Below are 25,026 nucleotides of genomic sequence, written 5' to 3' on the forward strand. Positions count from 1 at the left end.
GTAAATGGGGTGAGGGAACCCAGTTCAATTTATGCTCTGCCAGGCAGAAGCCGCCGCATGATACTGCAATCATCGCGCGATGCAATGGCTAATTTTAACGCAATCGTTAACCTCCCTTGCGCCCTGAAAATGGCAGCGTAAACTAGGGCGGTTTTTTCACTTGTGAGATGAAGATGAGCGATCCGTTTTCTACCGCCGACCACACTCTTGACGCCCTTGGCCTGCGCTGCCCGGAGCCGGTAATGATGGTGCGCAAAACCGTGCGTAACATGAAGGTTGGCGAAACTGTACTGATTATCGCCGACGATCCGGCAACCACCCGCGATATTCCCGGCTTCTGCCGTTTTATGGAACATGAGCTGGTTGCCGACCAGACTGAGACGCTGCCCTACCGCTATTTAGTGCGTAAAAGCCACTAATCGTTGCGGCGTAACAGGCGCAGCGCGTTGGCTGTCACCAGCACCGTTGCGCCGGTATCTGCCAGCACCGCCAGCCATAATCCGGTGATCCCCAAAAGCGTGGTGACCAGGAAGATCCCCTTCAGCCCCAGCGCAATAGCGATGTTCTGACGAATATTTCGGTGCGTGGCGCGCGCCAGGCGGATCATCTGCCCAAGGCCGGCGAGCCGGTTATGGGTTAACGCCGCATCGGCGCTCTCCAGCGCGACATCGGTACCGCTACCCATCGCAATGCCAATTGTTGCCGCTTTCATCGCCGGGGCATCGTTGATGCCGTCGCCGACCATCGCCAGCGGAGCCGCTTCATTCAGCGCGCGCACGGCGCTCACTTTATCTTCCGGCAATAGCCCGGCGCGAAACTCCAGCCCTAACTCACCGGCAATCGCTGCCGCTGCCCGCGGGTTATCGCCGGTGAGGATCACCCCAGTGATGCCAAGGGCATGCAGTTCCGCCACCGCGGCTTTCGCATCGTCGCGCAGGGTGTCCTGTAGCGCCAGCGTACCGATTGCGGTGTTATCGCGCAGAACCACTACCACCGTTTGCCCCTGTGCTTCCTGCTGCTCAATCTGCTTGCGCCCGGCGTCATTAAGCAGGCCCGCTGGCACCTTTTCCGGTGCGCAGATGTGAATGTCATGCGCGCCGATACGCGCTTCGATACCTTTCCCGGCCAGCGCACGTTGCCCGTCGGCCTGCGGAATAGCGATGCCACGACGCTGCGTCTCCTGCACAATCGCCAGCGCCAGCGGGTGCGTCGAGCCCTGCTCAACCCCGGCGCTGAGCGCCAGCAGCTCCTGCTCCTCTGTACCCGAAAATGCCTGCATGGCGACCAGCTGCGGTTTGCCGAGGGTCAGGGTGCCGGTCTTATCAAACGCCACCTGACGCAGGGTGCCGAGCTGCTCCAGCGCAGCGCCGCCTTTGATCAGCGCGCCGCGACGTGCGGCGGCCGCCAGCCCGGAGGTGATGGCCGCAGGCGTGGAGATCACCAGCGCGCAGGGGCAGCCAATCAGCAGCAGCGCCAGCCCTTTATAGACCCACTCCAGCCACGGAGCGGAAAAGAGCAGGGGGGGAACCACCGCGACCAGCAGCGCCACGGCCATAATCGCTGGCGTATAAATACGGCTGAAGCGATCGATAAAGCGCTCAATGGGCGCGCGGCGCTCTTCCGCCTCTTCAATCAGTTTCAGGATGCGGTCGATGGCGCTTTCGCCCGCTTTTGACACGACTTCCAGGGTAATCAGCCGATCGACGCTGGTGGCACCTGCGGGCACGCTTTCGCCTGCGCTGCGCTCGACGGGCAGTGACTCGCCGGTTAAGGCACTCTCATCAAAACTGGCGAACGGCGAGATAAGGCGGCCATCCGCCGGTAAGCGCCCGCCCGCCGGGACTTCAATGGTATCGCCAGGTTGCAGTTGGCTGGCAGGAATGGTTTCACGCACGCCGTTACGCACGCGAATGGCGCTGTCGGGTTTTAACGCCATCAGTGCGCTTACGCCTTTGCGCGCGCGGCTGGCGGCCCAGCCTTCAAGCCGCTCGCCAATTAAAAACAGCAGCAGCACCATCGCCGCTTCGGCGGTCGCGCCGATAAACAGCGCGCCTATCGCCGCCACGCTCATCAACGTTTCGATGGCGAACCAGCTACCGCTTCTCATCAGGCGCACGGCCTGACGGGCAATCGGCCACAAACCAACCAGCGTGGTGAGAATAAACGCCGCCTGGCCGAAGGGGTGATTGAACTGCTCCAGCCCCCAGCTTAGCGCCATCATGACGATGAGCAGGATCAGCGGCAGGTTTTCGCGCAGGGATGAAGGCGTAGGCGGGGGAGCGCTGTTTTCGCTGCGAAGCTGGTAGCCCGCGTTTTGAACGGCTTTTTCGACGCGCTCGCGCACATCACTCTGCGCGATGACAATCAGCTTTTCAGTGGCAAAAGCGACCTGCACCTGGGTGATACCCTCGATCTGGCGCACCGCATTTTCCACTTTACGTGCGCAGGCGGCGCAATCCATACCGCTCACTTGCCAGCTAAAGCGATCGCCGGCGGCGGTTATTTGCGGTTCGGAGCGGGTTTCACAGCTTGTATCGCCGCAGCAGGGGACATTGCTTTCAGCAACGGGGCGCAGTTTGAGCGCGGCAAAGTGCGGCGTTTTCTTGAGTTCGGGAGCAGCCATCGCATCCTCCGGTGAATGATAATTTTCTCATTAACCGGAGGATACACTCTGGAGTCGACTCCAGAGTCAAGCGCTTTAGATATAGAGCGAACGGACGATCAGGAAGTGGCCGGCAAAATAGCAGGCGGAGGAGATGGCGTTATCCGCGCTAAAGCGTTTACGGTAGTGGCTGCCGAGCCAGACAATATTACCGATAAGCAGCAGCGACGCGCCGATAAATGCCGACAGCGCCTGGCTGGTCGGACGGAAGAACCACAGCTCACCGGCCAGCCACACCATTACCAGCGTCATGGCGACAAAGGTGGAGACGGCCATGCGCAGCTCTTCAAGACGCGTCCAGATCACCGCCAGCAGCAGGGCACCAATCACCAGCAGCACCAGCGGCAGCGGCCAGAAGAAGGTCAGCGTCATCTGGCTGGCGAAGTAGATGGTATAAAGCAGATGGGCCAGGAAGAAAGCGCCGATGGCGTAAAGTAACTTTTGCCGCGGCAGCAGCGTCAGGGCATCACCCACCAGCGAGGCGCACAGACCCGCCAGCACCAGATAGCTGATGGCATCGAACATGGGCGCTTGCCAGGCGAGCAGGAGTAACAGCAGAAGGGTTACGGGTTTGAACACCCAGCGTTGCCACACCGGGCCACGATAGGAAGCGTCGACGTACAACCAGCCGGAAAAGCAGACAGCAATAAATGACCACAGCATAATTAAGTCCCTGTAACTGTTATTGTTGCGTAAAACTCTCCCCTCAAGTGTAGTGGCGTAAAAAGGGGGATGACAATGCGAACTTCCCCCAATGCCCTGCAATTCCACTTAATCTGACAGAGTTATCTCTTTGCTTTCAGCTTCTTCTGCCAGACCAGCAGTTCAAAGACGCCGAAAAGAAAAATGCGCAGCTGCTCGACTTTGGTCATTTGCGGCCCCTCTTTCGGCAGCGCGGTTTTCATCATCGTCGCCTGCAAGGCATGCATAAAGAAGGTAAAAACCAGCGCGACGTTGACGAAAATATTCAACGGGCGCGGAAAGGGGTGGATCAGATTGAAGATCAGAAAGGCCCAGATGCAGAGCATCATCAGACGGCCCAGATTAATCAGCAACGGCATGCTTCTCTCCTTGTGCTTCGCGGTGATACAAACGATAAGCCACCTGGCCCGCGACTTTTTCCCGGTGTAAATGCCAATGCGCAGGCACTGACGGTAAACCATTTTCTACTTCGCTCTCGATATAAACGAGCGCGTCATCCGCCAGCCAGCCGTTGTTCTCCAGCAAACGCACGGTGTCGTCCAGCATCCCTTTGCGAAACGGTGGATCGATAAACACGATGGTGTGTGGCGTGCCGGCTGCGGCTAAAAAGCTCAGCGTGTTGCTGTTAACGACTTTCGCGTTGGTGGCTTTAAGCGTAGCGAGGTTTTGCTGAAGCTGCTGGGCGACGCTGCGCTCCATCTCAACCAACGTCGCGCTGGCGGCGTAGCGGGAGAGCGCTTCCAGCCCTAGCGCACCGCTGCCGGCGAAGCAGTCGAGACAGCGGGCGTCAACCATTGACGGTGCCAGCCAGTTAAAGAGGGTTTCGCGCACGCGATCGGTGGTCGGGCGCAGGCCTGGGCTGTCGGGAACCGGTAATTTACGGCCCCGCCACTGCCCGCCAATAATACGAATTTGTCCGCTGGCGGCACGGTTGGGTTTCTTCATGGTCTTCGCTTTGCTCATCATTTCGGCCTGCTATTCTAGCGGGCGGATGAATTGCGTTAAACCCTAATCCTCAGGCCGTGATGAGAGATAAGGAAAGTGTTAGACTATCCGACTAATTCACCAATGATTTCAGTCCTGGTCGAGCAGACAGGCTGCGCTATAGAATCAACAGCGAGGAGTGTAGTCGCCAATGGCAAATGAAAAGAAACGTGGCTTTTTTTCCTGGCTGGGCTTTGGGCAGAAAGAGCGGGCCGATGAGGCGCAAGCTGAAGAGCAGAAAACGGCAGAACAACAGGTAGAAGAGACGCCGGTTGCCGAGCCTGCCGCCGACAGCGAAAAGTTCGCCGAAGAGGTTGTCGAGGTCAGCGAGCAGCTGGCGCATGAAGAGGCATTGCAGCCTGTTGCTGAAGAGCGCGTTGCAGAAGAGCCGGTTGCCGAAGAACAGGTTATAGAAGAAGCGGCTGTTGAAGAACCCGTCGAAGAGATTATCGAAGTAGCACCCGTTGCTGCCGTTGAGCATGAAGCGCTGCCGCTGCCGGAAGAGCTTAGCGAGCAGAGCATTGACGCCGAAGAGTGGCAGGCCGAAGCCGAGCCGCTGGTTACTGCGGACGTTGAAGTCACCGAGCCAGAAGTTGAAGAGATAGAAGACGAGACGCTGCCGAGCGAGGAAGAGCTGGATGCGCTGGCGGCCGAAGCGGCGGAAGAAGCGGTGATGGTTGTGCCGGTCGACGAGCCGGTTCAGGAGCAGGAGAAGCCGACTAAAGAGGGTTTCTTCGCGCGTTTGAAGCGCAGCCTGCTGAAAACAAAAGAGAATCTCGGTTCCGGATTTATCAGTCTGTTCCGCGGTAAAAAAATCGATGATGATCTCTTCGAAGAGCTGGAAGAGCAGTTGCTGATTGCTGATGTCGGCGTTGAGACCACGCGGAAAATCATCACCAACCTGACGGAAGGGGCCAGCCGCAAGCAGCTGCGCGACGCGGAAGCGCTGTATGGCCTGCTGAAAGAGGAGATGAGCGAGATCCTCGCGAAGGTGGACGAGCCGCTGAATGTCGAAGGCAAAACGCCGTTCGTTATTCTGATGGTCGGCGTTAATGGCGTTGGTAAAACCACCACCATCGGCAAGCTGGCGCGCCAGTTTGAGCAGCAGGGTAAATCGGTGATGCTGGCGGCGGGCGATACCTTCCGCGCAGCGGCGGTTGAACAGTTGCAGGTGTGGGGCCAGCGCAATGATATTCCGGTGATTGCCCAGCATACCGGCGCGGATTCCGCTTCGGTTATCTTTGACGCTATCCAGGCAGCGAAGGCGCGTAATGTCGATGTGCTGATTGCGGATACCGCCGGCCGTCTGCAGAATAAATCGCACTTGATGGAAGAGCTGAAAAAGATTGTGCGCGTGATGAAAAAGCTCGATGAAAATGCGCCGCACGAAGTGATGCTCACGATTGATGCCAGCACCGGGCAAAATGCGGTAAGCCAGGCCAAACTGTTCCACGAAGCGGTCGGTTTAACCGGTATCACGCTGACCAAGCTTGACGGCACCGCGAAAGGTGGGGTGATCTTCTCGGTTGCGGATCAGTTCGGTATCCCAATTCGCTATATCGGTGTTGGCGAACGTATTGAAGATTTGCGTCCGTTTAATGCGGGCGATTTTATTGAGGCGCTTTTTGCCCGAGAGGATTAACAATGATTCGCTTTGAACATGTCAGCAAAGCCTATCTCGGTGGGAGACAAGCGCTGCAGGGGGTGACCTTTCACCTGCAGCAGGGCGAGATGGCGTTTCTGACCGGGCACTCCGGCGCGGGGAAAAGTACCCTGCTGAAGCTGATCTGCGGGATTGAACGGCCAAGCGCCGGGAAAATCTTCTTCAGCGGCCACGATATTTCCCGGCTGAAAAGCCGCGAAGTGCCGTTTTTGCGCCGCCAGATCGGCATGATTTTCCAGGATCACCATCTGCTGATGGATCGCACGGTGTTTGATAACGTCGCGATCCCGCTGATTATCGCCGGTGCCAGCGGGGATGACATTCGTCGTCGCGTGTCGGCGGCGCTGGATAAAGTCGGGCTGCTGGACAAAGCGAAAAGCTTCCCGATCCAGCTCTCCGGCGGTGAACAGCAGCGTGTGGGCATCGCCCGCGCGGTGGTGAATAAACCTGCCGTACTGCTGGCGGATGAACCGACCGGGAACCTGGATGAAGCCCTGTCTGAAGGGATTTTACGTCTGTTTGAAGAGTTTAACCGCGTTGGGGTGACGGTACTGATGGCGACGCACGACATGGGGCTGATTTCCCGGCGTTCGTACCGCATGCTGAGCCTGAGCGACGGCCATTTGCATGGAGGCCTGGCGGGTGAATAAGCGCGACGCAATCAATCATATTCGGCAATTCGGCAGCAAGCTCGACCGTTTTCGCAAATCCGCCTCGTCGGCGGGCGAAGGCAGCCGCAGCGCGCCGAGACGCAGCAAGCAGGCCCCCCGACCGCCTTCGCGTAAAACCAATGTCTTCAACGAGCAGATGCGCTACGCCTGGCATGGTGCGCTGCAGGATCTGAAGAGTAAACCACTGGCAACGTTCCTGACAGTGATGGTGATTGCCATCTCGCTGACGCTGCCGAGCGTCTGCTATATGGTCTACAAAAACGTCAGCCATGCGGCGTCGCAGTACTATCCTTCGCCGCAAATTACCGTCTACTTCGATAAAGCGCTGGATGACAACGCCGCGCAGCAGGTGGTCGGGCAGTTGCAGTCCGAACCGGGCGTTGAGAAGGTGAACTATCTCTCCCGCGAGGATGCGCTCGGCGAGTTTCGTAACTGGTCCGGCTTTGGCGGCGCGTTAGATATGCTGGAAGAGAACCCGCTGCCGGCAGTGGCGGTGGTGGTGCCGAAAATTGATTTCCAGAGCACCGAGGCGCTGAACACGCTGCGCGATCGCATTACGCGCGTGCAGGGCATTGACGAAGTGCGTATGGACGATAGCTGGTTTGCACGTCTGTCGGCGCTGACCGGGCTGGTTGGGCGCGTTTCGGCCATGATTGGCGTGTTGATGATCGCTGCCGTCTTCCTGGTGATCGGTAACAGCGTGCGTCTCAGCATCTTTGCCCGTCGTGACACCATTAATGTGCAAAAGCTGATTGGCGCAACGGATGGGTTTATCCTGCGCCCGTTCCTTTACGGCGGCGCGCTTCTTGGCTTCTCCGGCGCGTTTTTATCGCTCATTTTGTCTGAAATTTTGGTGATGCGACTCTCGTCGGCGGTGACGGATGTGGCGAAGGTCTTCGGCACGCAGTTTGAGTTAAGTGGCTTATCTTTCGATGAATGTTTGCTGCTATTGCTGGTCTGTTCGATGATTGGCTGGATTGCCGCCTGGCTGGCGACGGTGCAACATTTACGTCACTTTACTCCGGACTAACGATTCTCTGGTATACTCCTCCCCTGCAATGACGAATACCGTTGCAGGGAGAGCGTATCCAACTATCTTGCTGTTCCCCGCGTCGGCTGTTCATCCGGATGTCACAATTTGTGCGTAATTTATTCACACGCCTACAAGGAACTTGTGGATAAAATCACTGTCTGATAAAAAAGTGAATGCTATTCTCGTTGCTCAAAAATGCTGGCATGTTTGTTGCCTGATGGGGACAGACCGCCGCCAGTTGATAGTGAATTGAGAGGATTTGAATGACCAAAGAAATGCAAACTTTAGCTTTAGCCCCTGTTGGCAACCTGGAATCTTACGTCCGGGCCGCTAACGCATGGCCGATGTTGACGGCTGATGAAGAGCGGGCGCTGGCTGAAAAGCTGCATTACCAGGGCGATCTGGAAGCAGCGAAAAAGCTGATTCTATCTCACCTGCGCTTTGTTGTTCATATTGCTCGTAACTACTCGGGCTATGGTCTGCCGCAGGCGGATCTGATCCAGGAAGGAAATATCGGCCTGATGAAAGCGGTACGCCGCTTCAACCCTGAAGTCGGTGTGCGTCTGGTCTCTTTCGCCGTGCACTGGATCAAAGCTGAGATCCACGAGTATGTGCTGCGCAACTGGCGTATCGTGAAAGTCGCGACCACCAAAGCACAACGTAAGCTGTTCTTTAACCTGCGTAAGGCTAAACAGCGTCTCGGCTGGTTTAACCAGGACGAAGTCGAAATGGTCGCCCGCGAACTGGGTGTGACCAGCAAAGACGTGCGTGAAATGGAGTCGCGTATGGCGGCCCAGGACATGACGTTTGATATGTCTTCCGATGACGATGCGCAGGACGGCCAGCCGATGGCACCGGTGCTCTACTTACAGGACAAAACATCTAACTTTGCTGACGGCATTGAAGATGATAACTGGGAAGAGCAGGCAGCCAACAAACTGACCGATGCGATGCAGGGTCTCGACGAACGTAGTCAGCAGATCATCCGCGCCCGCTGGCTGGACGAAGATAACAAGTCCACGCTACAGGAGCTGGCCGACCGTTACGGCGTTTCCGCTGAACGCGTACGACAGCTTGAAAAGAACGCGATGAAAAAACTGCGCGCCGCTATCGAAGCGTAAGCGCCAGCTGCAAACAGACCGGGTCAGCGAAAGCTCACCCGGTTTTTTATTATCTGAATTTCCTCTCACTCCCGGCGCTGGTTAAAACGTCGTCTTAACGAAGGCGCTATATACTTACTCTGTGGGTTGGCACAGAGAGGGGAAAAAGGTGAAGAATAGTGAATTACATCAGCGGCGTGTAGCCGCCACGCCGCGCGGGGTTGGCGTGATGTGTGGCTTCTACGCTGAGAAAGCAGAAAACGCCACGCTATGGGATGTGGAAGGCAACGAGGTGATTGATTTCGCCGCCGGGATTGCGGTGCTAAACACCGGCCATCGACACCCAAAAGTGATGGCCGCAGTCGAAAAACAGCTCCAGGCCTTTACGCACACCGCGTACCAAATCGTTCCTTACGAAAGCTATATCACACTTGCCGAGCGCATCAACGCGCGCGTCCCCATTGATGGCCCGGCGAAAACCGCTTTCTTCTCTACCGGCGCCGAAGCGGTTGAAAACGCGGTAAAAATCGCCCGCGCTTATACCAAACGTCCGGGCATTATCGCCTTTGGCGGCGGCTTTCACGGTCGTACCTTTATGACCATGGCGCTGACGGGAAAAGTTGCACCTTATAAGATCGGCTTCGGGCCGTTTCCCGGTTCGGTTTATCACGCCCACTATCCAAATGAATTGCACGGCGTCAGCACTGAACAGGCGCTGCAAAGCCTGACGCATCTCTTCAAAGCCGATATCGCGCCCGATCAGGTCGCCGGGATCCTGTTAGAGCCGGTGCAGGGTGAAGGGGGCTTTAATATTGCTCCGCCAGAGTTTATGCAGGCGCTGCGCGCCCTGTGCGACAGCCACGGCATTCTGCTGATCATCGACGAGGTGCAGAGCGGTTTTGCCCGCACCGGCAAACTCTTCGCTAGCGAGCATTACGCCATCAAACCCGATCTCATCACTATGGCGAAAAGCCTGGCGGGCGGTTTACCGCTCTCGGCAGTTGCCGGACGTGCCGAAGTGATGGATGCTCCTGCGCCTGGCGGCCTGGGCGGAACCTATGCCGGTAACCCGCTGGCGGTGGCGGCAGCGCATGCGGTGCTGGATGTGATTGAAGAGGAGAAGCTGTGCGAACGCGCCAACCAGTTGGGCAAAGATCTGGTCGAAGTGCTGACCCATGCGAAAGCGCATTGCACGCATATTGCCGATATCCGCGCGCAGGGCTCGATGGTGGCGGTCGAGTTTCAGGACCCGCAAACCGGCGCGCCGTCCCCGGAGTTCACCAAACAGGTGCAGGATAAAGCGCTTCAGGCCGGGCTGCTGCTGCTAAGCTGCGGCGTCTATGGCAACGTTATCCGCTTCCTCTATCCGCTGACCATTCCTGATGAGCAGTTCCGAAAAGCGCTGGATATTATCCAGCGGTCGTTAATGTAGTAATTATTCAGCCGCCTTATGGGCGGCTTTGTCACGTTCTCGCATCGCTCTGCCGCACAACCTGCAAAATTGCTATTCCTTATTCCATAAAATGGGGTATGTTTTAGCAGAGTATGCTGCTTACAGGGCACTATTCTGCACAATAACAAATATCATATTCTTTGCTTAGGGTAATAAGCGAAGCAATATTCCAGATAACAACATCACAACAATTGCAAAAACCATAACAATGGGGAAACTCAGGATGAAAATGAAGGGCAAAGCGTTACTGGCAGGATGTATTGCGTTAGCAATGAGCAATGTGGCATTCGCCAAAGATATCAAAGTTGCCGTTGTCGGTGCGATGTCCGGTCCGGTTGCGCAGTATGGCGATCAGGAATTTACCGGTGCTGAGCAGGCTGTTGCCGATATCAACGCAAAAGGCGGCGTCAAAGGCGACAAACTAGTCGTGGTGAAATATGACGATGCCTGCGACCCGAAACAAGCGGTAGCGGTAGCCAACAAAGTGGTTAACGACGGCATCAAATATGTTATCGGCCACCTCTGCTCCTCTTCCACTCAGCCAGCGTCCGACATTTATGAAGACGAAGGCATCCTGATGATCACGCCTGCGGCTACTGCCCCTGAGCTGACTGCACGCGGTTACAAACTGACGCTGCGTACCACCGGTCTCGACTCTGACCAGGGTCCAACGGCGGCGAAATACATTCTCGATAAGGTGAAGCCGAAACGCATCGCTATCATTCATGATAAGCAGCAGTATGGCGAAGGCCTGGCGCGCGCCGTGCAGGATGGCCTGAAAAAAGGCAATGCCAACGTGGTCTTCTTTGACGGCATCACCGCCGGTGAAAAAGATTTCTCCACGCTGGTTGCGCGTCTGAAGAAAGAGAATATCGACTTTGTTTACTACGGCGGTTACCACCCGGAAATGGGGCAGATCCTGCGCCAGGCACGTGCGGCTGGTCTGAAAACCCAGTTTATGGGGCCGGAAGGCGTGGCGAACGTCTCGCTTTCTAACATCGCCGGGGAGTCTGCCGAAGGGATGTTAGTCACCAAGCCGAAGAACTACGATCAGGTACCGGCCAACAAACCGATTGTGGATGCCATCAAAGGCAAGAAACAGGATCCGAGCGGCGCGTTTGTCTGGACCACCTACGCCGCGTTGCAGTCGCTGGCTGCGGGCCTGAACCAGTCTGACGATCCTGCTGAAATCGCCACCTATCTGAAAGGTCACTCTGTTGAAACCGTGATGGGGCCATTGACGTGGGATGAGAAGGGCGATCTGAAGGGCTTTGAGTTCGGCGTCTTTACCTGGCATGCGAACGGTACCGCGACCGACGCGAAGTGATGAGTATTTGATAGTCGCCTTTCGCGCCGCAGGTGCGTTGGCTGCATTCGCCCCGGTCGCTTACGCCTGTAAGCTTCCGGGGATTAACGACTTCCTGCGACATGAAATCCCGCTCAGGCATGGCTCACCTTGCCCGCTATTTTTAGCGCTTTTCCCAGCCATCTTGCTGCGCGGTAAAGCCGAGCGCTTGAGCAAAGGCGGCCATCACGGCGCGATCTTCAACGCCGATATCTGCGATCCACCAACTGGTCATTGCCGGGTTATCGCGCATCACCTCTTCCACCAGGTATTGCCCGACGCCGCGACGGCGAGTGACATCCCGCACACGCAGCGAATCCAGCACGCCTTCGGTGCCGCGCAACGTCACCCGTACGGCGGCCAGCAGGCGGTCATTAAACCGTGCGGCGTAAATGCGGTGCGTATCGTCAATATGCAGAGAGGCGGGGGAGTATTCCGGCCAGATTTTCGCTAAATCAATATGATCCTGCTCGCTGAAACTGGTCAGCCGGATAATGGTTAATTTCATCTACCGTTTGTCCAAAACGTGAAACAGGGAATGAGTGTAAACAATTTCACCCGCCGGGGCTGGAGACTTTTTTATATTTAATACAACAGGTGAATAGTTTTAGCGCAGCGACTGGCATAGCCAGAAACATCAGAGATCGAAAAAGACACAGCATTTTAACCTGAATGATGGCGCTTTCTACCGCGTATACTGCCGTTATTTTATGCTGAAAGCCCCACTTTTAGATGTTTATCTCGCGCTTAATACAGAATATTATCTCTGCTTAATCGCCTGAAAAATAGAGTATTTAGTATGGTTTACGCCAGAAAACCACGCTAACTCATTAAAGGCGCTGATAAAAATAGCATTGTGCATTAAAAGTACAGAATGCTTTTTAACCATATAAAAACAAAATTTTCACACAACATCACGAACGGGGTAGCAGGCATGAAAAGGCACGCGAAAACATTTGTCGCGGGAATGATTGAAAGCCGGTCATGGCAACGCGGTCTTGTTTAAAAGGTATTACCGTCAGGGAAGTAGTTTTTTCTGCGCTTAACGCTCATCTAAAAAAAGAAAATATCGTCTTTGTCTACTACGGTGGTTATTAACCGGATAGTGGAGAGATGCTGCGCCGGGGACGCTGAAACAAGCCGCTGACCTGATTAACGCGTTAAAAGCCAACGGGGCTAAAACCGAAACAGGGCCGCTGAACTGGGATGAAAAAGGCGATCTGAAGGGATTTAAGTTGAGTGTCTTGCAACGACACGCCGATGGTTCGTCCTGTGTGGCGAAGTCACAGTCATCCCTCTCTTTGGACGAAAATCTTGAGAGATTTAAGAAGGTTAAGTTATGTCTGAGCAGTTTCTCTATTTCTTGCAGCAGATGTTCAACGGCGTCACGCTGGGCAGCACTTATGCCCTGATCGCCATTGGCTACACCATGGTGTACGGCATTATCGGCATGATTAACTTCGCCCATGGCGAGGTCTACATGATTGGCAGCTACGTCTCCTTTATGATTATCGCCGCCCTGATGATGATGGGCATCGACTCAAGCTGGCTGCTGGTCGGGGCAGGTTTTGTCGGCGCGATTATTATCGCCAGTGCCTACGGCTGGAGTATCGAGCGCGTTGCTTACCGCCCGGTGCGCAGCTCCAAGCGTCTGATTGCGCTTATCTCCGCCATCGGCATGTCCATCTTCCTGCAAAACTACGTCAGCCTGACAGAAGGCTCGCGCGACGTAGCCTTGCCAAGCCTGTTCAACGGCCAGTGGACTATCGGCAGCAGCGAAAACTTTGCCGCCTCCATCACCACAATGCAGCTGGTTATCTGGATCGTCACCTTTGTTGCCATGCTCGCATTAACGCTCTTTATCCGCTATTCGCGCATGGGACGCGCCTGCCGCGCCTGTGCTGAAGACCTGAAAATGGCGAGCCTGCTCGGCATCAACACCGATCGGGTGATTGCGCTGACCTTTGTGATTGGCGCGGCGATGGCGGCGGTTGCTGGCGTGCTGCTCGGCCAGTTCTATGGCGTGATAAATCCCTATATCGGCTTTATGGCGGGTATGAAAGCATTTACCGCCGCGGTGCTGGGTGGTATCGGCAGCATTCCTGGCGCGATGATTGGGGGGCTGATCCTCGGCGTGGCGGAAGCGCTCTCTTCAGCGTACCTGAGCACTGAGTATAAAGATGTGGTCTCCTTCGCGCTGCTGATTGGCGTCCTGCTGGTGATGCCGACCGGTATCCTCGGTCGCCCGGAGGTAGAGAAAGTATGAAACCGATGCATTTTGCGATGGCGCTGCTCTCTGCCACCATGTTCTTCATCCTTGCTGGCGTCTTTATGGGCGTTCAGCTGGAGCTGAATGGCACCAAACTGGTGGTCGATAACGCGGCGGATATCCGCTGGCAGTGGATCTTCATCGGCACCGCCGTGGTCTTTTTCTTCCAGTTACTGCGCCCTGTTTTCCAGAAGAGCCTGAAAGGCGTTTCGGGGCCGAAATTTGTCCTGCCGGCTATCGATGGATCTACCGTTAAGCAGAAGCTGTTCCTGCTGGCGCTGTTGGTCATTGCCGTGGTGTGGCCGTTTATGGTGTCGCGCGGCACCATTGATATCGCCACCATGACGATGATCTACATCATCCTCGGTCTTGGGCTGAACGTGGTTGTTGGCCTTTCCGGCCTGCTGGTGCTGGGCTACGGCGGTTTTTACGCGATCGGTGCCTACACCTTTGCGCTGCTGAACCACTATTACGGGCTTGGCTTCTGGACCTGCCTGCCGCTGGCGGGGCTGGTCTCTGCCGCTGCCGGTTTCCTGCTCGGCTTCCCGGTGCTGCGCCTGCGCGGCGACTACCTGGCGATTGTAACGCTGGGCTTCGGTGAGATTGTGCGCATTCTGCTGCTTAACAACACCGAAGTGACTGGCGGGCCAAACGGCATCAGCCAGATCCCGAAACCGACGCTGTTTGGCCTTGAGTTCAGCCGCACAGCGCGCGAAGGGGGCTGGGATACCTTCAGCAACTTCTTCAATGTGAAATACGATCCGAGCGACCGCGTGGTGTTCCTCTATCTGGTGGCGCTGCTGCTGGTTGTGCTGACGCTGTTTGTTATCAACCGCCTGCTGCGTATGCCGCTGGGCCGCGCGTGGGAAGCACTGCGTGAAGATGAGATCGCCTGCCGCTCGCTGGGTCTCAACCCGACACGTATCAAGCTGACGGCATTTACCATCAGCGCCGCATTCGCAGGTTTTGCTGGCACGCTGTTTGCCGCGCGCCAGGGCTTTGTCAGCCCGGAGTCCTTCACCTTTGCCGAATCCGCCTTTGTACTGGCGATTGTCGTACTGGGCGGGATGGGCTCGCAGTTCGCGGTGATCCTCGCCGCTATTCTGCTGGTGGTCTCGCGCGAACTAATGCGTGATTTCAATGAATACAGCATGTTAATGCTGGGTGGTTTGATGGTGCTGATGATGATCTGGCGTCCGCAGGGCTTGCTGCCGATGACGCGGCCGCAGCTGAAACTGAAAAACGGCCAGGCAAAAGGAGAGCAGGCATGAGTCAGCCACTGTTATCGGTAAATGGCCTGATGATGCGCTTCGGCGGTTTGCTGGCGGTTAACAACGTCTCGCTGGAGCTGCGACCGCAGGAGATTGTCTCGCTGATTGGCCCAAACGGCGCGGGGAAAACCACCGTCTTCAACTGCCTGACCGGCTTTTATAAACCCACCGGCGGTACCATTATGCTGCGCGACCAGCATCTTGAAGGGCTGCCGGGCCAGCAAATCGCGCGTATGGGTGTGGTGCGTACCTTTCAGCATGTGCGCCTGTTCCGTGAAATGACGGTGATTGAGAACTTACTGGTCGCTCAGCATCAGCAATTAAAAACCGGCCTCTTCTCTGGCCTGTTGAAGACGCCCGCGTTTCGCCGCACGCAGAGCGAAGCGCTCGATCGCGCCGCGACCTGGCTTGAGAGGATCGGTTTGTTAGCGCACGCCAACCGCCAGGCCAGCAATCTGGCTTATGGCGATCAGCGCCGTCTGGAGATTATCCGCTGCATGGTGACGCAGCCGGAGATCCTGATGCTGGATGAACCGGCGGCAGGGTTAAACCCGAAAGAGACCAAAGAGCTGGATGAGCTGATCGTCGAGCTGCGTAACCATCACAACACCACCATCTTGCTGATTGAGCATGATATGAAACTGGTGATGGGTATTTCCGACCGGATCTATGTCGTCAACCAGGGGACACCGCTGGCCAACGGGACGCCGGAAGAGATTCGTAACAACCCGGACGTGATCCGCGCTTATCTGGGTGAGGCATAAGATGGAAAACGCAATGTTATCTTTCGACAAAGTTAGCGCCCACTACGGCAAAATCCAGGCGCTGCACGAGGTCAGTCTGCATATTAATCAGGGAGAGATCGTGACCCTGATTGGTGCCAACGGTGCGGGGAAAACCACCTTGCTCGGCACGCTGTGCGGCGATCCGCGCGCCACCAGCGGCCGCGTGGTGTTTGATGGTAAAGATATTACCGACTGGCAAACGGCGAAGATTATGCGTGAAGCGGTCGCGATCGTGCCGGAAGGCCGCCGCGTCTTCTCGCGGATGACCGTGGAAGAGAACCTGGCAATGGGCGGCTTCTTTGCCCACCGCGATCAATATCAGACGCGTATTAAATGGGTGTATGAACTCTTCCCGCGCCTGCATGAACGCCGCATACAGCGTGCCGGCACCATGTCCGGCGGCGAGCAGCAGATGCTGGCGATAGGCCGCGCGCTGATGAGCCAGCCGCGCCTGCTGCTGCTGGATGAGCCGTCGCTCGGGCTGGCACCGATTATCATTCAACAGATCTTCGACACCATTGAGCAGTTGCGTAAAGAGGGGATGACCATCTTCCTCGTGGAGCAGAATGCTAATCAGGCGCTGAAGCTCGCCGATCGCGGCTATGTGCTGGAGAACGGGCATGTGGTGCTCGAAGATACCGGTGATGCGCTACTGGCGAATGAAGCGGTGAGAAGCGCTTATCTCGGCGGCTAACACTTGGAAGTAAAGACATAAAAACCGGCCTCGCAAGGGTCGGTTTTTTTCTGAAAAATGCACTTCAACCATACGCAGCGAGAGGGTTCGCAACAGGATGCGGGCGGCGCTTGAGGCTTTTTGCCTCATGGCTGCGCTTCAGGAAGTTATGCAGAAATGTTGTGAGGCAGAAAGATGAAAGCCCCGAGTCAATTTTTCAATTAACCCGAGGCTACACTTACGCATCAGCAACGTCAGCGTAGCCTCTTACCTGCTGAAAGGCAAGGAAGTAAAGCTGCGCAAACAAGGGGTTTTCTGGTTCGCCGGAAAGCTCTTTTTTATTAGTGAAAACAGTAACATCAGCGATCGGGTTTAAATCTGAAAAATATATTTCAGCCATGAAGTATGGCGTGTGGCCGGGATATGATGCGGGCGGCGCTTGAGGCTTTTTGCCTCATGGGCTGCATTTAGAAGTAATACGCAGAAATGTTGTGAGGCAGAAAGATGAAAGCCCCGAGTCAATTTTTCAATTAACCCGAGGCTACACCAACGCATCAACAACGTCAGCGTAGCCTCTTACCTGCTGAAAGGCAAGGAGTTATAGGCTATGAAAATCCCGCAAACTTTTATCTGCTGCGTGTTTATTCTCTGCTTCACGCTGCTGATATTCACCTATCTGACCCGCAAATCCCTGTGCGAGCTTCGCTACCGGGACAAGGAGAGAGAGGTGGCGGCTTTGATGGCTTACGAATCCGGTAAGTAGCGACCTGGGGCAGGGAGCAATCCCTGCCTTTCAGGTGCGATGATGTTGTTGCAGCGTTGCCTTCGAGCGCCGCTTAAAGGGCTTCCTGGTTCACCGGGAAGCCCTTTGTCTGAACCGCCATTTTTCCTTCATCTTTCCATCACTTGCCCGACATCTGCCTGACGCCTGGCTGTCATGCTTTTGTAATTAAAAAGTTATTTTTCTGTCATTCGAGCGTGTCATGTTACCTCCCGAGCACAAAACGCGTGATATCGCGCATCCCGTATAACAAGAGAGAGCACAATGACGACGTTACGACATACAGCTTTGGGTCTGGCGCTGGGATTTGTTTTTGCTGGTAATGCCATGGCCGTAACCACTATCCCGTTCTGGCACTCCATGGAAGGCGAGTTAGGCAAAGAGGTCGACTCCCTGGCGCAACGTTTTAATGATACTCACCCCGATTACAAAATCGTTCCGGTCTATAAAGGCAACTACGAGCAGAACCTGAGCGCGGGCATTGCCGCCTTCCGCACCGGCAATGCGCCAGCGCTGCTGCAGGTTTACGAGGTTGGCACCGCAACGATGATGGCCTCTAAAGCGATCAAGCCGGTTTACGAGGTCTTTAAAGATGCGGGTATCACCTTTGACGAAAGCCAGTTTGTGCCGACCGTTGCGGGTTACTACACCGATTCAAAAACCGGGCATCTGCTCTCTCAACCGTTTAACAGCTCCACACCGGTGCTTTATTACAATAAAGATGCTTTCAAAAAAGCAGGTCTGAACCCGGATCAACCGCCAAAAACCTGGCAGGATCTGGCGGCTTACACAGCGAAGCTAAAAGCGGCGGGCATGAAGTGCGGCTACGCGAGCGGCTGGCAGGGCTGGATCCAGATTGAGAACTTTAGCGCCTGGCACGGTCTGCCGGTTGCCACTAAAAACAACGGTTTTGACGGTACCGATGCGGTGCTGGAGTTCAACAAGCCGGAGCAGGTGAAGCATATCGCCATGCTGGAAGAGCTGAATAAGAAGGGCGAATTCAGCTACTTTGGCCGTAAAGATGAATCCACCGAGAAGTTTTATAACGGCGATTGCGCCATCACCACCGCCTCATCCGGTTCGCTGGCGGATATTCGCCACTATGCGAAATTTAACTACGGTGTCGGCATGATGCCCTACGACGCCGACGTGAAGGGCGCGCCGCAAAACGCCATTATCGGCGGTGCCAGCCTGTGGGTAATGAAGGGCAAAGATGACGCGACTTACAAAGGCGTGGCGCAGTTCCTCGACTTCCTGACCAAACCGGAAATCGCTGCCGAGTGGCATCAGAAAACCGGTTATCTGCCTGTCACCAAGGCGGCGTACGATCTGACGCGCCAGCAGGGCTTCTATGATAAAAATCCTGGGGCAGATATCGCCACGCGCCAGATGCTGAACAAGCCGCCGTTGGCCTTCACCAAAGGGCTGCGTCTGGGCAATATGCCGCAGATCCGCACCGTGCTTGATGAAGAGCTGGAGAGCGTGTGGACCGGTAAGAAGACCCCGCAACAGGCGCTGGACTCTGCGGTTGAGCGCGGTAACCAGTTGCTGCGCCGCTTCCAGCAGTCGACCAAGTCTTAATGTACTAAGGGTCGGATAAGCGCAGCGCTTGTCCGGCCTGTAAATCGGTCAATCTATCGCGTCGCCGCCCCCCGGCATTTTCAAAAAGAGTCTTGCTATGTCCGCATCCCGTCCGGTGTTTCGTTCACGCTGGCTACCCTATCTGCTCGTCGCGCCGCAGCTGGCGATTACAGTGATTTTCTTTCTCTGGCCTGCGGGCGAAGCGCTGTGGTACTCCGTGCAGAGCGTCGATCCCTTTGGTCTCTCCAGCCAGTTTGTCGGGCTGGATAACTTTACCGCGCTGTTTCATGACAGCTACTACCTCGACGCCTTCTGGACGACGATCCGTTTTAGCGCGATGGTCACCTTCAGCGGTCTGCTGGTTTCGCTGTTCTTTGCCGCGCTGGTGGATAACGTGGTGCGTGGCAGCCGCATCTACCAGACGTTGATGCTGCTGCCCTATGCGGTGGCGCCTGCTGTTGCCGCCGTATTGTGGATCTTTTTGTTCAATCCCGGACGCGGCTTGATTACGCACTTCCTTGAGCAGTTCGGCTATGACTGGAACCATGCGCAAAACAGTGGTCAGGCGATGTTTCTGGTGGTGTTCGCCTCGGTCTGGAAGCAGATCAGCTACAACTTCCTCTTCTTCTTCGCCGCGTTGCAGTCGATTCCCCGCTCGCTGGTGGAAGCCGCCGCCATTGATGGCGCAGGACCCATTCGCCGTTTCTTCAAGCTTTCACTGCCGCTGATCGCACCCGTGAGCTTCTTTCTGCTGGTGGTCAACCTCGTCTACGCCTTCTTCGATACGTTCCCGGTTATCGATGCGGCGACAGCCGGTGGCCCGGTGCAGGCGACCACCACGCTGATTTATAAGATTTACCGCGAAGGGTTTGCCGGGCTGGATCTCTCCGCCTCTGCGGCGCAGTCGGTGATCCTGATGGTGCTGGTGATTGTGCTGACGGTGGTGCAGTTCCGTTATGTCGAAAGTAAGGTGCGCTACCAATGATTGAGAATCGCCCAGGGCTGACGCTGTTCAGCCATATCATGCTTATCTTAGGCGTTGCGGTGGTGCTGTTTCCGCTCTACGTCGCGTTTGTCACTGCCACGCTTGATAACAACGCGGTATACGACACGCCGATGACGCTGATCCCCGGCGGCCATCTGTGGGAGAACCTGCGCGCGATTTGGGTTAACGGCGTCGGTCCCCACAGCGCGCCCTTCTGGCTGATGCTGACTAACAGTTTCATCATGGCGCTGGTGATAACCGTAGGGAAAATCTCAGTTTCGATCCTCTCGGCCTTCGCCATCGTCTGGTTTCGTTTTCCGCTGCGAAACCTCTTCTTCTGGATGATCTTCAGTACCTTGATGCTGCCAGTAGAGGTGCGCATCTTCCCGACGGTGGAAGTGATCGCCAACCTTAAGCTGCTCGACAGCTATACCGGCCTGACTTTGCCACTGATGGCCTCTGCTACCGCGACTTTTCTCTTCCGTCAGTTCTTTATGACGCTGCCGGATGAACTAATCGAAGCCGCGCGCATTGATGGCGCCTCGCCAATGCGCTTTTTCCGCGACATTGTGCTGCCGCTGTCGCGCACCAATCTTGCGGCGCTGTTCGTCATCACCTTTATCTACGGCTGGAACCAGTATTTATGGCCGCTGTTGATTATCAGCGACGTCAACCTCGGCACCGCCGTGGCGGGCGTTAAAGGGATGATGTCGAGCGGTGAGGGTACGACGCAGTGGAACCAGGTGATGGCCGCAATGCTGCTGACGCTGATCCCCCCGGTTGTTATCGTTTTAACCATGCAGCGCGCCTTTGTGCGCGGTCTGGTCGACAGTGAGAAATAAGATGTCATCTCTAAAATTACAGGCAGTGACAAAAAGTTGGGACGGCGGGAAAACTCAGGTGATTGAGCCGCTGACGCTGGATGTGGCCGACGGCGAATTTATTGTCATGGTTGGCCCGTCGGGCTGCGGAAAGTCGACGCTGCTGCGCATGGTTGCCGGGCTGGAGCGCGTCTCCGGCGGCGATATCTGGATTGACCGCCAGCGCGTCACGGAGAAGGAGCCAAAAGATCGCGGCATCGCGATGGTGTTCCAGAACTATGCACTTTATCCACACATGAGCGTGGAGGAGAACATGGCCTGGGGGCTGAAAATCCGCGGTATGGGCAAAGCACATATTGCCGGACGCGTGGCGGAAGCGGCGCGTATTCTCGAGCTTGAAGGCCTGCTGAAGCGTCGACCGCGTGAGCTTTCGGGCGGTCAGCGCCAGCGCGTGGCGATGGGCCGCGCGATTGTGCGCGATCCGGCGGTTTTCCTGTTTGATGAGCCGCTCTCTAACCTTGATGCCAAGTTGCGCGTGCAGATGCGCCTTGAGTTGCAGCAGCTGCATCGCCGCCTTAATACCACCTCGCTTTATGTCACCCACGATCAGGTGGAAGCGATGACGCTGGCGCAGCGCGTGATGGTGATGAATAAAGGCGTCGCCGAGCAGATCGGTACGCCAGTTGAGGTGTATGAAAAGCCCGCCAGCCGTTTTGTCGCGAGCTTTATCGGCAGCCCGGCGATGAATTTACTCGATGGTCATATCAGCCAGACCGGCACTCACTTTGAGCTGGCAAGCGGCATGGCATTGCCGATTAACTGGCACTATCGCGGTTATGCCGGGCGGAAAATGACGCTGGGTATCCGCCCGGAACATATTGCGTTAAGCTCACAAGCCGCAGGCGGCGTACCGCTGGTGATGGATACGCTGGAGATGCTCGGGGCGGATAATCTGGCCCATGGCCGCTGGGGTGAGCAGAAACTGGTGGCGCGTCTGTCGCATCAGGAGCGCCCGGCACCCGGCAGCACGCTGTGGCTGCATCTGGCTGAACATCACCTGCACTTATTCGATGGTGAAACAGGACAACGCGTATGAATAACTGGCCCTATCCCCGCATCGTCGCCCATCGCGGCGGTGGAAAACTGGCTCCGGAAAATACCCTGGCAGCGATCGATGTCGGCGCCAGATATGGCCACACAATGATCGAATTTGACGCCAAATTATCAAAAGATGGGCAGATCTTCCTGCTGCATGACGACAACCTGGAGCGTACCAGCAATGGCTGGGGCGTGGCGGGCGAGCTGGCGTGGAGCGATCTGCTGAAAGTCGATGCCGGGAGTTGGTACAGCGGCGAGTTTAAAGGCGAGACGTTGCCGCTGTTGGCGGAGGTGGCGCAGCGCTGCCAGCAGCATGGCATGATGGCGAATATTGAAATCAAACCAACGACCGGCACCGGCCCGCTGACGGGTAAAGCTGTTGCGCTTGCTGCCCGCGAGTTGTGGTCAGAGATGACCCCGCCGCTGCTCTCGTCGTTTGAGATTGATGCACTGGAAGCGGCGCAACAGGCTGCGCCGGAACTGCCGCGCGGTCTGCTGCTGGATGCCTGGCGCGATGACTGGCAGGAGGTGACTGACCGCCTGGCCTGCACCTCTATTCATCTCAACCACAAATTGCTTGATGAAGCGCGCGTCTGCATGCTGCGCGACGCCGGCCTGCGCATTCTGGTTTATACGGTGAATCAGCCGGCGCGTGCGGCGGAGTTGCTGGCGTGGGGCGTCGATTGCATCTGTACGGATAATATTGACGCTATCGGGCCCCACTTTGGCGCTTAAGGCGTAGTGGTTTGCGGTGTGCTGTGCAGCATGCCGCCACTTTGCGTTTGGGTCTGCGGCAGCATATGCGGCTGCTGCAGGGTCGAACCGCTGGCGCTGTTTTGCGGATGTAACATCCCGCTGCCGCCATTATTGCTGCTCTGGCTTAATGCTCCTGCGTCGTTACTACCCGGCTGGCTGAGCATCCCGCCACCGCTACTGCTGCCCTGGCTTAACATCCCGCCGTTGCTGTTGGGGAGCACTTGCTGGTGGGCGGGGTCGAGCTCCCCCGGCTGAGCCTGCCTTATTCGCTGTGAATTATCGTTCATCTGCATTTGCAGGTTCTGCTGCTGCTGGCGGCTCTGCGTCTGTTGCTGCTGTTTCAGTAACCCTTGCTGCTGCTGTTGCTGGTTGAGCATTTGCGTCTGCATCCGCTGCTGGCTTGGCACGACATACCCCGGTTGATTCGGGTTATTTGTCGGGTTAAGCGGCTGTGCGAAAGCGGTAAACGGCAGCAGGGCTGCCACAATCACAAGGCGTTTCATTCTCATCTCCTCCCGTTGAGGCCTGCCCCTAAGTTTAGTCGCATTCCTGCATGACCATGATTTTTTGCGCATTGTGAACCAGACTTAAGCGGGAACTGTAGCCCTTCTTTGTGGAGAACGACGATGATCAAACAGCAGTTTGCGCGTTGGGCGGCAATCGCCGCGCTGACGGCGGGAGCATGTTTCAGTGTCGGCGCTGCGCCGCCGCCTGCTCAGGCACCCGCGCCAGCCCCCGTTTCGTATGGGGTGGAAGCCGATGTCTTTCATCCGGTAGTAGCCCATCAGGGGATGGTGGCCTCGGTGGATGAAGCCGCGACCCGCGTGGGTGTGGAGATCCTCAAAGAGGGCGGTAATGCGGTCGATGCGGCGGTCGCGGTAGGTTATGCGCTGGCGGTGACCCATCCGCAGGCGGGCAACCTGGGCGGTGGCGGGTTTATGATGATCCGCACTAAAGAGGGCAAGGTCACGGCGATCGATTTCCGCGAAATGGCGCCCGCAGCCGCTACGCGCGATATGTTCCTTGATGAACAGGGCAACCCGGACAGCAAAAAATCCCTGACCTCCCATCTCGCTTCCGGTACGCCCGGCACGGTCGCCGGCTTCTCGCTGGCGCTGGAGAAGTACGGCTCGCTGCCGCTGAAAAAGGTGGTGCAGCCTGCCATCAAACTGGCGAAGCAGGGCTTCACGGTTAACGATGCGCTGGCGGACGATCTCAAAACCTACGGCAGTGAAGTGCTGCCGAACCACGACACCAGTAAGGCGATCTTCTGGAAAGAGGGTGAGCCGCTGAAGAAGGGTGACAAGCTGGTGCAAGCCAACCTCGCGAAGAGCCTTGAACTGATTGCTGAAAAGGGGCCAGATGGTTTCTATAAAGGCACAACGGCAGAGCAGATCGCCCAGGAGATGAGCAAAAACGGCGGGCTGATCACCAAAGAGGATCTGGCAAATTATAAAGCCGTTGAGCGTACGCCGGTGAGCGGCGACTACCGCGGTTATCAGGTCTACTCCATGCCGCCGCCATCCTCTGGCGGGATCCATATCATTCAGATCCTCAACATCCTGGAGAATTTCGACCTGGCGAAATATGGCTTCGGCAGCGCGGATGCGATGCAGGTAATGGCGGAAGCGGAAAAATATGCCTACGCCGACCGCTCTGAATACCTTGGCGACCCCGATTTTGTCAAAGTGCCGTGGCAGGCGCTGACCAGCAAAGCGTACGCCAAATCGATTGCTGAACAGATTGATGTCAATAAAGCGCGCCCCTCCAGCCAGATCCGCCCCGGCAAGCTGGAACCTTACGAGAGTAACCAGACCACGCACTTCTCGGTGGTGGATAAAGAGGGGAATGCCGTAGCGGTGACCTATACGCTGAACACCGTGTTTGGCAGCGGCATTGTTGCCGGCAATACCGGCATTCTGATGAACAACCAGATGGATGATTTCTCAGCCAAACCGGGTGTGCCAAATGTTTATGGCCTGGTGGGCGGCGATGCGAATGCTATCGGGCCGGGTAAACGTCCGCTCTCATCCATGTCGCCAACCATTGTGCTGAAAGATGGTAAAACCTGGCTGGTCACCGGTAGCCCTGGCGGCAGCCGGATTATCACTACTGTGCTGCAAATGGTAGTGAACACCATCGATTATGGAATGAACGTTGCCGAAGCGACCAATGCGCCACGGTTCCATCATCAGTGGTTGCCGGACGAACTGCGCGTGGAGAAGGGTTTTAGCCCTGACACTCTGAAACTGCTGGAGCAGAAGGGGCAGAAAGTCGCCGTGAAAGCCTCAATGGGGAGTACGCAGAGCATTATGGTTGGGCCGGATGGCACGCTGTATGGTGCGTCCGATCCGCGTTCGGTAGATGATTTAACCGCAGGATATTAAAGCAAT

25 protein-coding genes and 2 pseudogenes are annotated in these 25,026 nt (G+C 56.3%); 20 read left to right on the plus strand and 7 right to left on the minus strand.

What is annotated here, in order from left to right:
* Nucleotides 1-173: 173 nt before the first annotated feature.
* On the plus strand, nt 174-419 hold the full coding sequence (tusA, locus tag BWI95_RS09230) for a sulfurtransferase TusA (RefSeq protein WP_054802738.1): 246 nt from the start codon (nt 174-176) through the stop codon (nt 417-419).
* On the opposite strand, the gene zntA is transcribed toward tusA, so the two are convergent.
* The 4 genes from zntA to rsmD all read right to left on the minus strand — a co-directional run bounded on the left by zntA (nt 416) and on the right by rsmD (nt 4,309).
* Nucleotides 416-2,623, minus strand: coding sequence for a Zn(II)/Cd(II)/Pb(II) translocating P-type ATPase ZntA (gene zntA / locus BWI95_RS09235; RefSeq protein ID WP_054802648.1), 2,208 nt, complete (start codon nt 2,621-2,623; stop codon nt 416-418). The genes tusA and zntA overlap by 4 nt on opposite strands.
* A 75-nt stretch (nt 2,624-2,698) precedes the next feature.
* Nucleotides 2,699-3,325, minus strand: a complete 627-nt coding sequence (locus BWI95_RS09240) for a lysoplasmalogenase (RefSeq protein ID WP_023482129.1) — start codon at nt 3,323-3,325, stop codon at nt 2,699-2,701.
* A gap of 122 nt (nt 3,326-3,447) precedes the next feature.
* Complete coding sequence (locus BWI95_RS09245) at nt 3,448-3,717, minus strand: DUF1145 family protein (protein ID WP_223284346.1); 270 nt, start codon at nt 3,715-3,717, stop codon at nt 3,448-3,450.
* Nucleotides 3,707-4,309 carry a 16S rRNA (guanine(966)-N(2))-methyltransferase gene (gene rsmD / locus BWI95_RS09250; RefSeq protein WP_054802737.1) on the minus strand — a complete coding sequence of 201 codons (603 nt, stop codon included), beginning with the start codon at nt 4,307-4,309 and terminating at the stop codon, nt 3,707-3,709. Before rsmD ends, BWI95_RS09245 begins: the two co-directional genes overlap by 11 nt.
* A gap of 190 nt (nt 4,310-4,499) precedes the next feature.
* Here rsmD and ftsY point away from each other — a divergent pair, with 190 nt between their 5' ends.
* From ftsY to BWI95_RS09280, 6 genes are all read left to right on the plus strand, one after another.
* Complete coding sequence (gene ftsY, locus BWI95_RS09255) at nt 4,500-5,990, plus strand: signal recognition particle-docking protein FtsY (RefSeq protein ID WP_054802647.1); 1,491 nt, start codon at nt 4,500-4,502, stop codon at nt 5,988-5,990.
* Nucleotides 5,991-5,992: 2 nt separating this feature from the next.
* Complete coding sequence (ftsE, locus tag BWI95_RS09260; protein ID WP_023482101.1) at nt 5,993-6,661, plus strand: cell division ATP-binding protein FtsE; 669 nt, start codon at nt 5,993-5,995, stop codon at nt 6,659-6,661.
* Complete coding sequence (gene ftsX / locus BWI95_RS09265) at nt 6,654-7,712, plus strand: permease-like cell division protein FtsX (protein ID WP_054802646.1); 1,059 nt, start codon at nt 6,654-6,656, stop codon at nt 7,710-7,712. Before ftsE ends, ftsX begins: the two co-directional genes overlap by 8 nt.
* A 266-nt stretch (nt 7,713-7,978) precedes the next feature.
* On the plus strand, nt 7,979-8,836 hold the full coding sequence (rpoH, locus tag BWI95_RS09270; protein ID WP_023482062.1) for an RNA polymerase sigma factor RpoH: 858 nt from the start codon (nt 7,979-7,981) through the stop codon (nt 8,834-8,836).
* Between the two features lie 148 nt (nt 8,837-8,984).
* Nucleotides 8,985-10,247: a 4-aminobutyrate--2-oxoglutarate transaminase gene (locus BWI95_RS09275; protein WP_054802645.1), complete on the plus strand. Its 1,263-nt coding sequence runs from the start codon at nt 8,985-8,987 to the stop codon at nt 10,245-10,247.
* Between the two features lie 244 nt (nt 10,248-10,491).
* On the plus strand, nt 10,492-11,595 hold the full coding sequence (locus tag BWI95_RS09280; protein ID WP_139569052.1) for a branched-chain amino acid ABC transporter substrate-binding protein: 1,104 nt from the start codon (nt 10,492-10,494) through the stop codon (nt 11,593-11,595).
* Nucleotides 11,596-11,737: 142 nt separating this feature from the next.
* Here the strand turns inward: BWI95_RS09280 and panM are convergent, their stop codons facing one another.
* Entirely contained in the window at nt 11,738-12,121 is a 384-nt protein-coding gene (panM, locus tag BWI95_RS09285; protein ID WP_054802644.1) for an aspartate 1-decarboxylase autocleavage activator PanM, read from the minus strand.
* A gap of 625 nt (nt 12,122-12,746) precedes the next feature.
* Between panM and BWI95_RS24015 the strand changes: the two are divergent.
* The 5 genes and pseudogenes from BWI95_RS24015 to livF form a co-directional block, all read left to right on the plus strand.
* Nucleotides 12,747-12,896, plus strand: a pseudogene (locus tag BWI95_RS24015) (leucine ABC transporter subunit substrate-binding protein LivK); the annotation flags it as partial.
* A gap of 56 nt (nt 12,897-12,952) precedes the next feature.
* Nucleotides 12,953-13,879 (plus strand): high-affinity branched-chain amino acid ABC transporter permease LivH, encoded by a 927-nt coding sequence (gene livH / locus BWI95_RS09295; RefSeq protein ID WP_023482039.1) that lies wholly within the window; start codon nt 12,953-12,955, stop codon nt 13,877-13,879.
* Complete coding sequence (locus BWI95_RS09300; RefSeq protein WP_054802643.1) at nt 13,876-15,153, plus strand: high-affinity branched-chain amino acid ABC transporter permease LivM; 1,278 nt, start codon at nt 13,876-13,878, stop codon at nt 15,151-15,153. Before livH ends, BWI95_RS09300 begins: the two co-directional genes overlap by 4 nt.
* Nucleotides 15,150-15,917 carry a high-affinity branched-chain amino acid ABC transporter ATP-binding protein LivG gene (livG, locus tag BWI95_RS09305; RefSeq protein WP_023482112.1) on the plus strand — a complete coding sequence of 256 codons (768 nt, stop codon included), beginning with the start codon at nt 15,150-15,152 and terminating at the stop codon, nt 15,915-15,917. The genes BWI95_RS09300 and livG overlap by 4 nt, the downstream gene beginning before the upstream one ends.
* A 1-nt stretch (nt 15,918) precedes the next feature.
* Entirely contained in the window at nt 15,919-16,632 is a 714-nt protein-coding gene (livF, locus tag BWI95_RS09310) for a high-affinity branched-chain amino acid ABC transporter ATP-binding protein LivF (RefSeq protein ID WP_023482055.1), read from the plus strand.
* Nucleotides 16,633-16,849: 217 nt separating this feature from the next.
* Here livF and BWI95_RS23285 read toward each other — a convergent pair whose 3' ends face one another.
* Nucleotides 16,850-17,011, minus strand: a complete 162-nt coding sequence (locus BWI95_RS23285) for a hypothetical protein (RefSeq protein ID WP_156884903.1) — start codon at nt 17,009-17,011, stop codon at nt 16,850-16,852.
* Between the two features lie 200 nt (nt 17,012-17,211).
* Between BWI95_RS23285 and BWI95_RS24020 the strand changes: the two are divergent.
* The 7 genes and pseudogenes from BWI95_RS24020 to ugpQ form a co-directional block, all read left to right on the plus strand.
* Nucleotides 17,212-17,307: pseudogene (locus BWI95_RS24020) on the plus strand (hypothetical protein); the annotation flags it as partial.
* Nucleotides 17,276-17,374 (plus strand): Hok/Gef family protein, encoded by a 99-nt coding sequence (locus tag BWI95_RS24025; RefSeq protein WP_232374450.1) that lies wholly within the window; start codon nt 17,276-17,278, stop codon nt 17,372-17,374. The pseudogene BWI95_RS24020 and the gene BWI95_RS24025, both read left to right, overlap by 32 nt.
* 282 nt (nt 17,375-17,656) lie before the next feature.
* Complete coding sequence (ugpB, locus tag BWI95_RS09320; RefSeq protein ID WP_023481967.1) at nt 17,657-18,973, plus strand: sn-glycerol-3-phosphate ABC transporter substrate-binding protein UgpB; 1,317 nt, start codon at nt 17,657-17,659, stop codon at nt 18,971-18,973.
* Between the two features lie 97 nt (nt 18,974-19,070).
* On the plus strand, nt 19,071-19,958 hold the full coding sequence (ugpA, locus tag BWI95_RS09325) for a sn-glycerol-3-phosphate ABC transporter permease UgpA (protein WP_054802642.1): 888 nt from the start codon (nt 19,071-19,073) through the stop codon (nt 19,956-19,958).
* Complete coding sequence (gene ugpE, locus BWI95_RS09330; RefSeq protein WP_054802641.1) at nt 19,955-20,800, plus strand: sn-glycerol-3-phosphate ABC transporter permease UgpE; 846 nt, start codon at nt 19,955-19,957, stop codon at nt 20,798-20,800. Before ugpA ends, ugpE begins: the two co-directional genes overlap by 4 nt.
* Before the next feature lies 1 nt (nt 20,801).
* Nucleotides 20,802-21,875, plus strand: coding sequence for a sn-glycerol-3-phosphate import ATP-binding protein UgpC (locus BWI95_RS09335; RefSeq protein WP_076769382.1), 1,074 nt, complete (start codon nt 20,802-20,804; stop codon nt 21,873-21,875).
* Complete coding sequence (gene ugpQ / locus BWI95_RS09340; protein WP_054802640.1) at nt 21,872-22,612, plus strand: glycerophosphodiester phosphodiesterase; 741 nt, start codon at nt 21,872-21,874, stop codon at nt 22,610-22,612. Before BWI95_RS09335 ends, ugpQ begins: the two co-directional genes overlap by 4 nt.
* On the opposite strand, the gene BWI95_RS09345 is transcribed toward ugpQ, so the two are convergent.
* Nucleotides 22,609-23,136: a DUF2756 family protein gene (locus tag BWI95_RS09345; protein WP_054802639.1), complete on the minus strand. Its 528-nt coding sequence runs from the start codon at nt 23,134-23,136 to the stop codon at nt 22,609-22,611. The genes ugpQ and BWI95_RS09345 overlap by 4 nt on opposite strands.
* 123 nt (nt 23,137-23,259) lie before the next feature.
* On the opposite strand from BWI95_RS09345, the gene ggt reads away from it, so the two are divergent.
* Nucleotides 23,260-25,020 (plus strand): gamma-glutamyltransferase, encoded by a 1,761-nt coding sequence (gene ggt, locus BWI95_RS09350; protein ID WP_076769383.1) that lies wholly within the window; start codon nt 23,260-23,262, stop codon nt 25,018-25,020.
* Nucleotides 25,021-25,026: the final 6 nt, after the last annotated feature.

This window comes from Kosakonia cowanii JCM 10956 = DSM 18146 (assembly GCF_001975225.1).
GTDB classification, from domain to species: domain Bacteria; phylum Pseudomonadota; class Gammaproteobacteria; order Enterobacterales; family Enterobacteriaceae; genus Kosakonia; species Kosakonia cowanii.

Bases quoted from the DNA above. Each gene is read 5' to 3' on its own strand.
- tusA (WP_054802738.1), top strand. From the start codon at position 174: ATGAGCGATCCGTTTTCTACCGCCGACCACACTCTTGACGCCCTTGGC.
- zntA (WP_054802648.1), bottom strand. From the start codon at position 2,623: ATGGCTGCTCCCGAACTCAAGAAAACGCCGCACTTTGCCGCGCTCAAA.
- BWI95_RS09240 (WP_023482129.1), bottom strand. From the start codon at position 3,325: ATGCTGTGGTCATTTATTGCTGTCTGCTTTTCCGGCTGGTTGTACGTC.
- rsmD (WP_054802737.1), bottom strand. From the start codon at position 4,309: ATGAAGAAACCCAACCGTGCCGCCAGCGGACAAATTCGTATTATTGGC.
- ftsY (WP_054802647.1), top strand. From the start codon at position 4,500: ATGGCAAATGAAAAGAAACGTGGCTTTTTTTCCTGGCTGGGCTTTGGG.
- ftsE (WP_023482101.1), top strand. From the start codon at position 5,993: ATGATTCGCTTTGAACATGTCAGCAAAGCCTATCTCGGTGGGAGACAA.
- rpoH (WP_023482062.1), top strand. From the start codon at position 7,979: ATGACCAAAGAAATGCAAACTTTAGCTTTAGCCCCTGTTGGCAACCTG.
- BWI95_RS09280 (WP_139569052.1), top strand. From the start codon at position 10,492: ATGAAAATGAAGGGCAAAGCGTTACTGGCAGGATGTATTGCGTTAGCA.
- panM (WP_054802644.1), bottom strand. From the start codon at position 12,121: ATGAAATTAACCATTATCCGGCTGACCAGTTTCAGCGAGCAGGATCAT.
- livH (WP_023482039.1), top strand. From the start codon at position 12,953: ATGTCTGAGCAGTTTCTCTATTTCTTGCAGCAGATGTTCAACGGCGTC.
- BWI95_RS09300 (WP_054802643.1), top strand. From the start codon at position 13,876: ATGAAACCGATGCATTTTGCGATGGCGCTGCTCTCTGCCACCATGTTC.
- livG (WP_023482112.1), top strand. From the start codon at position 15,150: ATGAGTCAGCCACTGTTATCGGTAAATGGCCTGATGATGCGCTTCGGC.
- livF (WP_023482055.1), top strand. From the start codon at position 15,919: ATGGAAAACGCAATGTTATCTTTCGACAAAGTTAGCGCCCACTACGGC.
- BWI95_RS23285 (WP_156884903.1), bottom strand. From the start codon at position 17,011: ATGGCTGAAATATATTTTTCAGATTTAAACCCGATCGCTGATGTTACT.
- ugpB (WP_023481967.1), top strand. From the start codon at position 17,657: ATGACGACGTTACGACATACAGCTTTGGGTCTGGCGCTGGGATTTGTT.
- ugpA (WP_054802642.1), top strand. From the start codon at position 19,071: ATGTCCGCATCCCGTCCGGTGTTTCGTTCACGCTGGCTACCCTATCTG.
- ugpE (WP_054802641.1), top strand. From the start codon at position 19,955: ATGATTGAGAATCGCCCAGGGCTGACGCTGTTCAGCCATATCATGCTT.
- BWI95_RS09335 (WP_076769382.1), top strand. From the start codon at position 20,802: ATGTCATCTCTAAAATTACAGGCAGTGACAAAAAGTTGGGACGGCGGG.
- ugpQ (WP_054802640.1), top strand. From the start codon at position 21,872: ATGAATAACTGGCCCTATCCCCGCATCGTCGCCCATCGCGGCGGTGGA.
- BWI95_RS09345 (WP_054802639.1), bottom strand. From the start codon at position 23,136: ATGAAACGCCTTGTGATTGTGGCAGCCCTGCTGCCGTTTACCGCTTTC.
- ggt (WP_076769383.1), top strand. From the start codon at position 23,260: ATGATCAAACAGCAGTTTGCGCGTTGGGCGGCAATCGCCGCGCTGACG.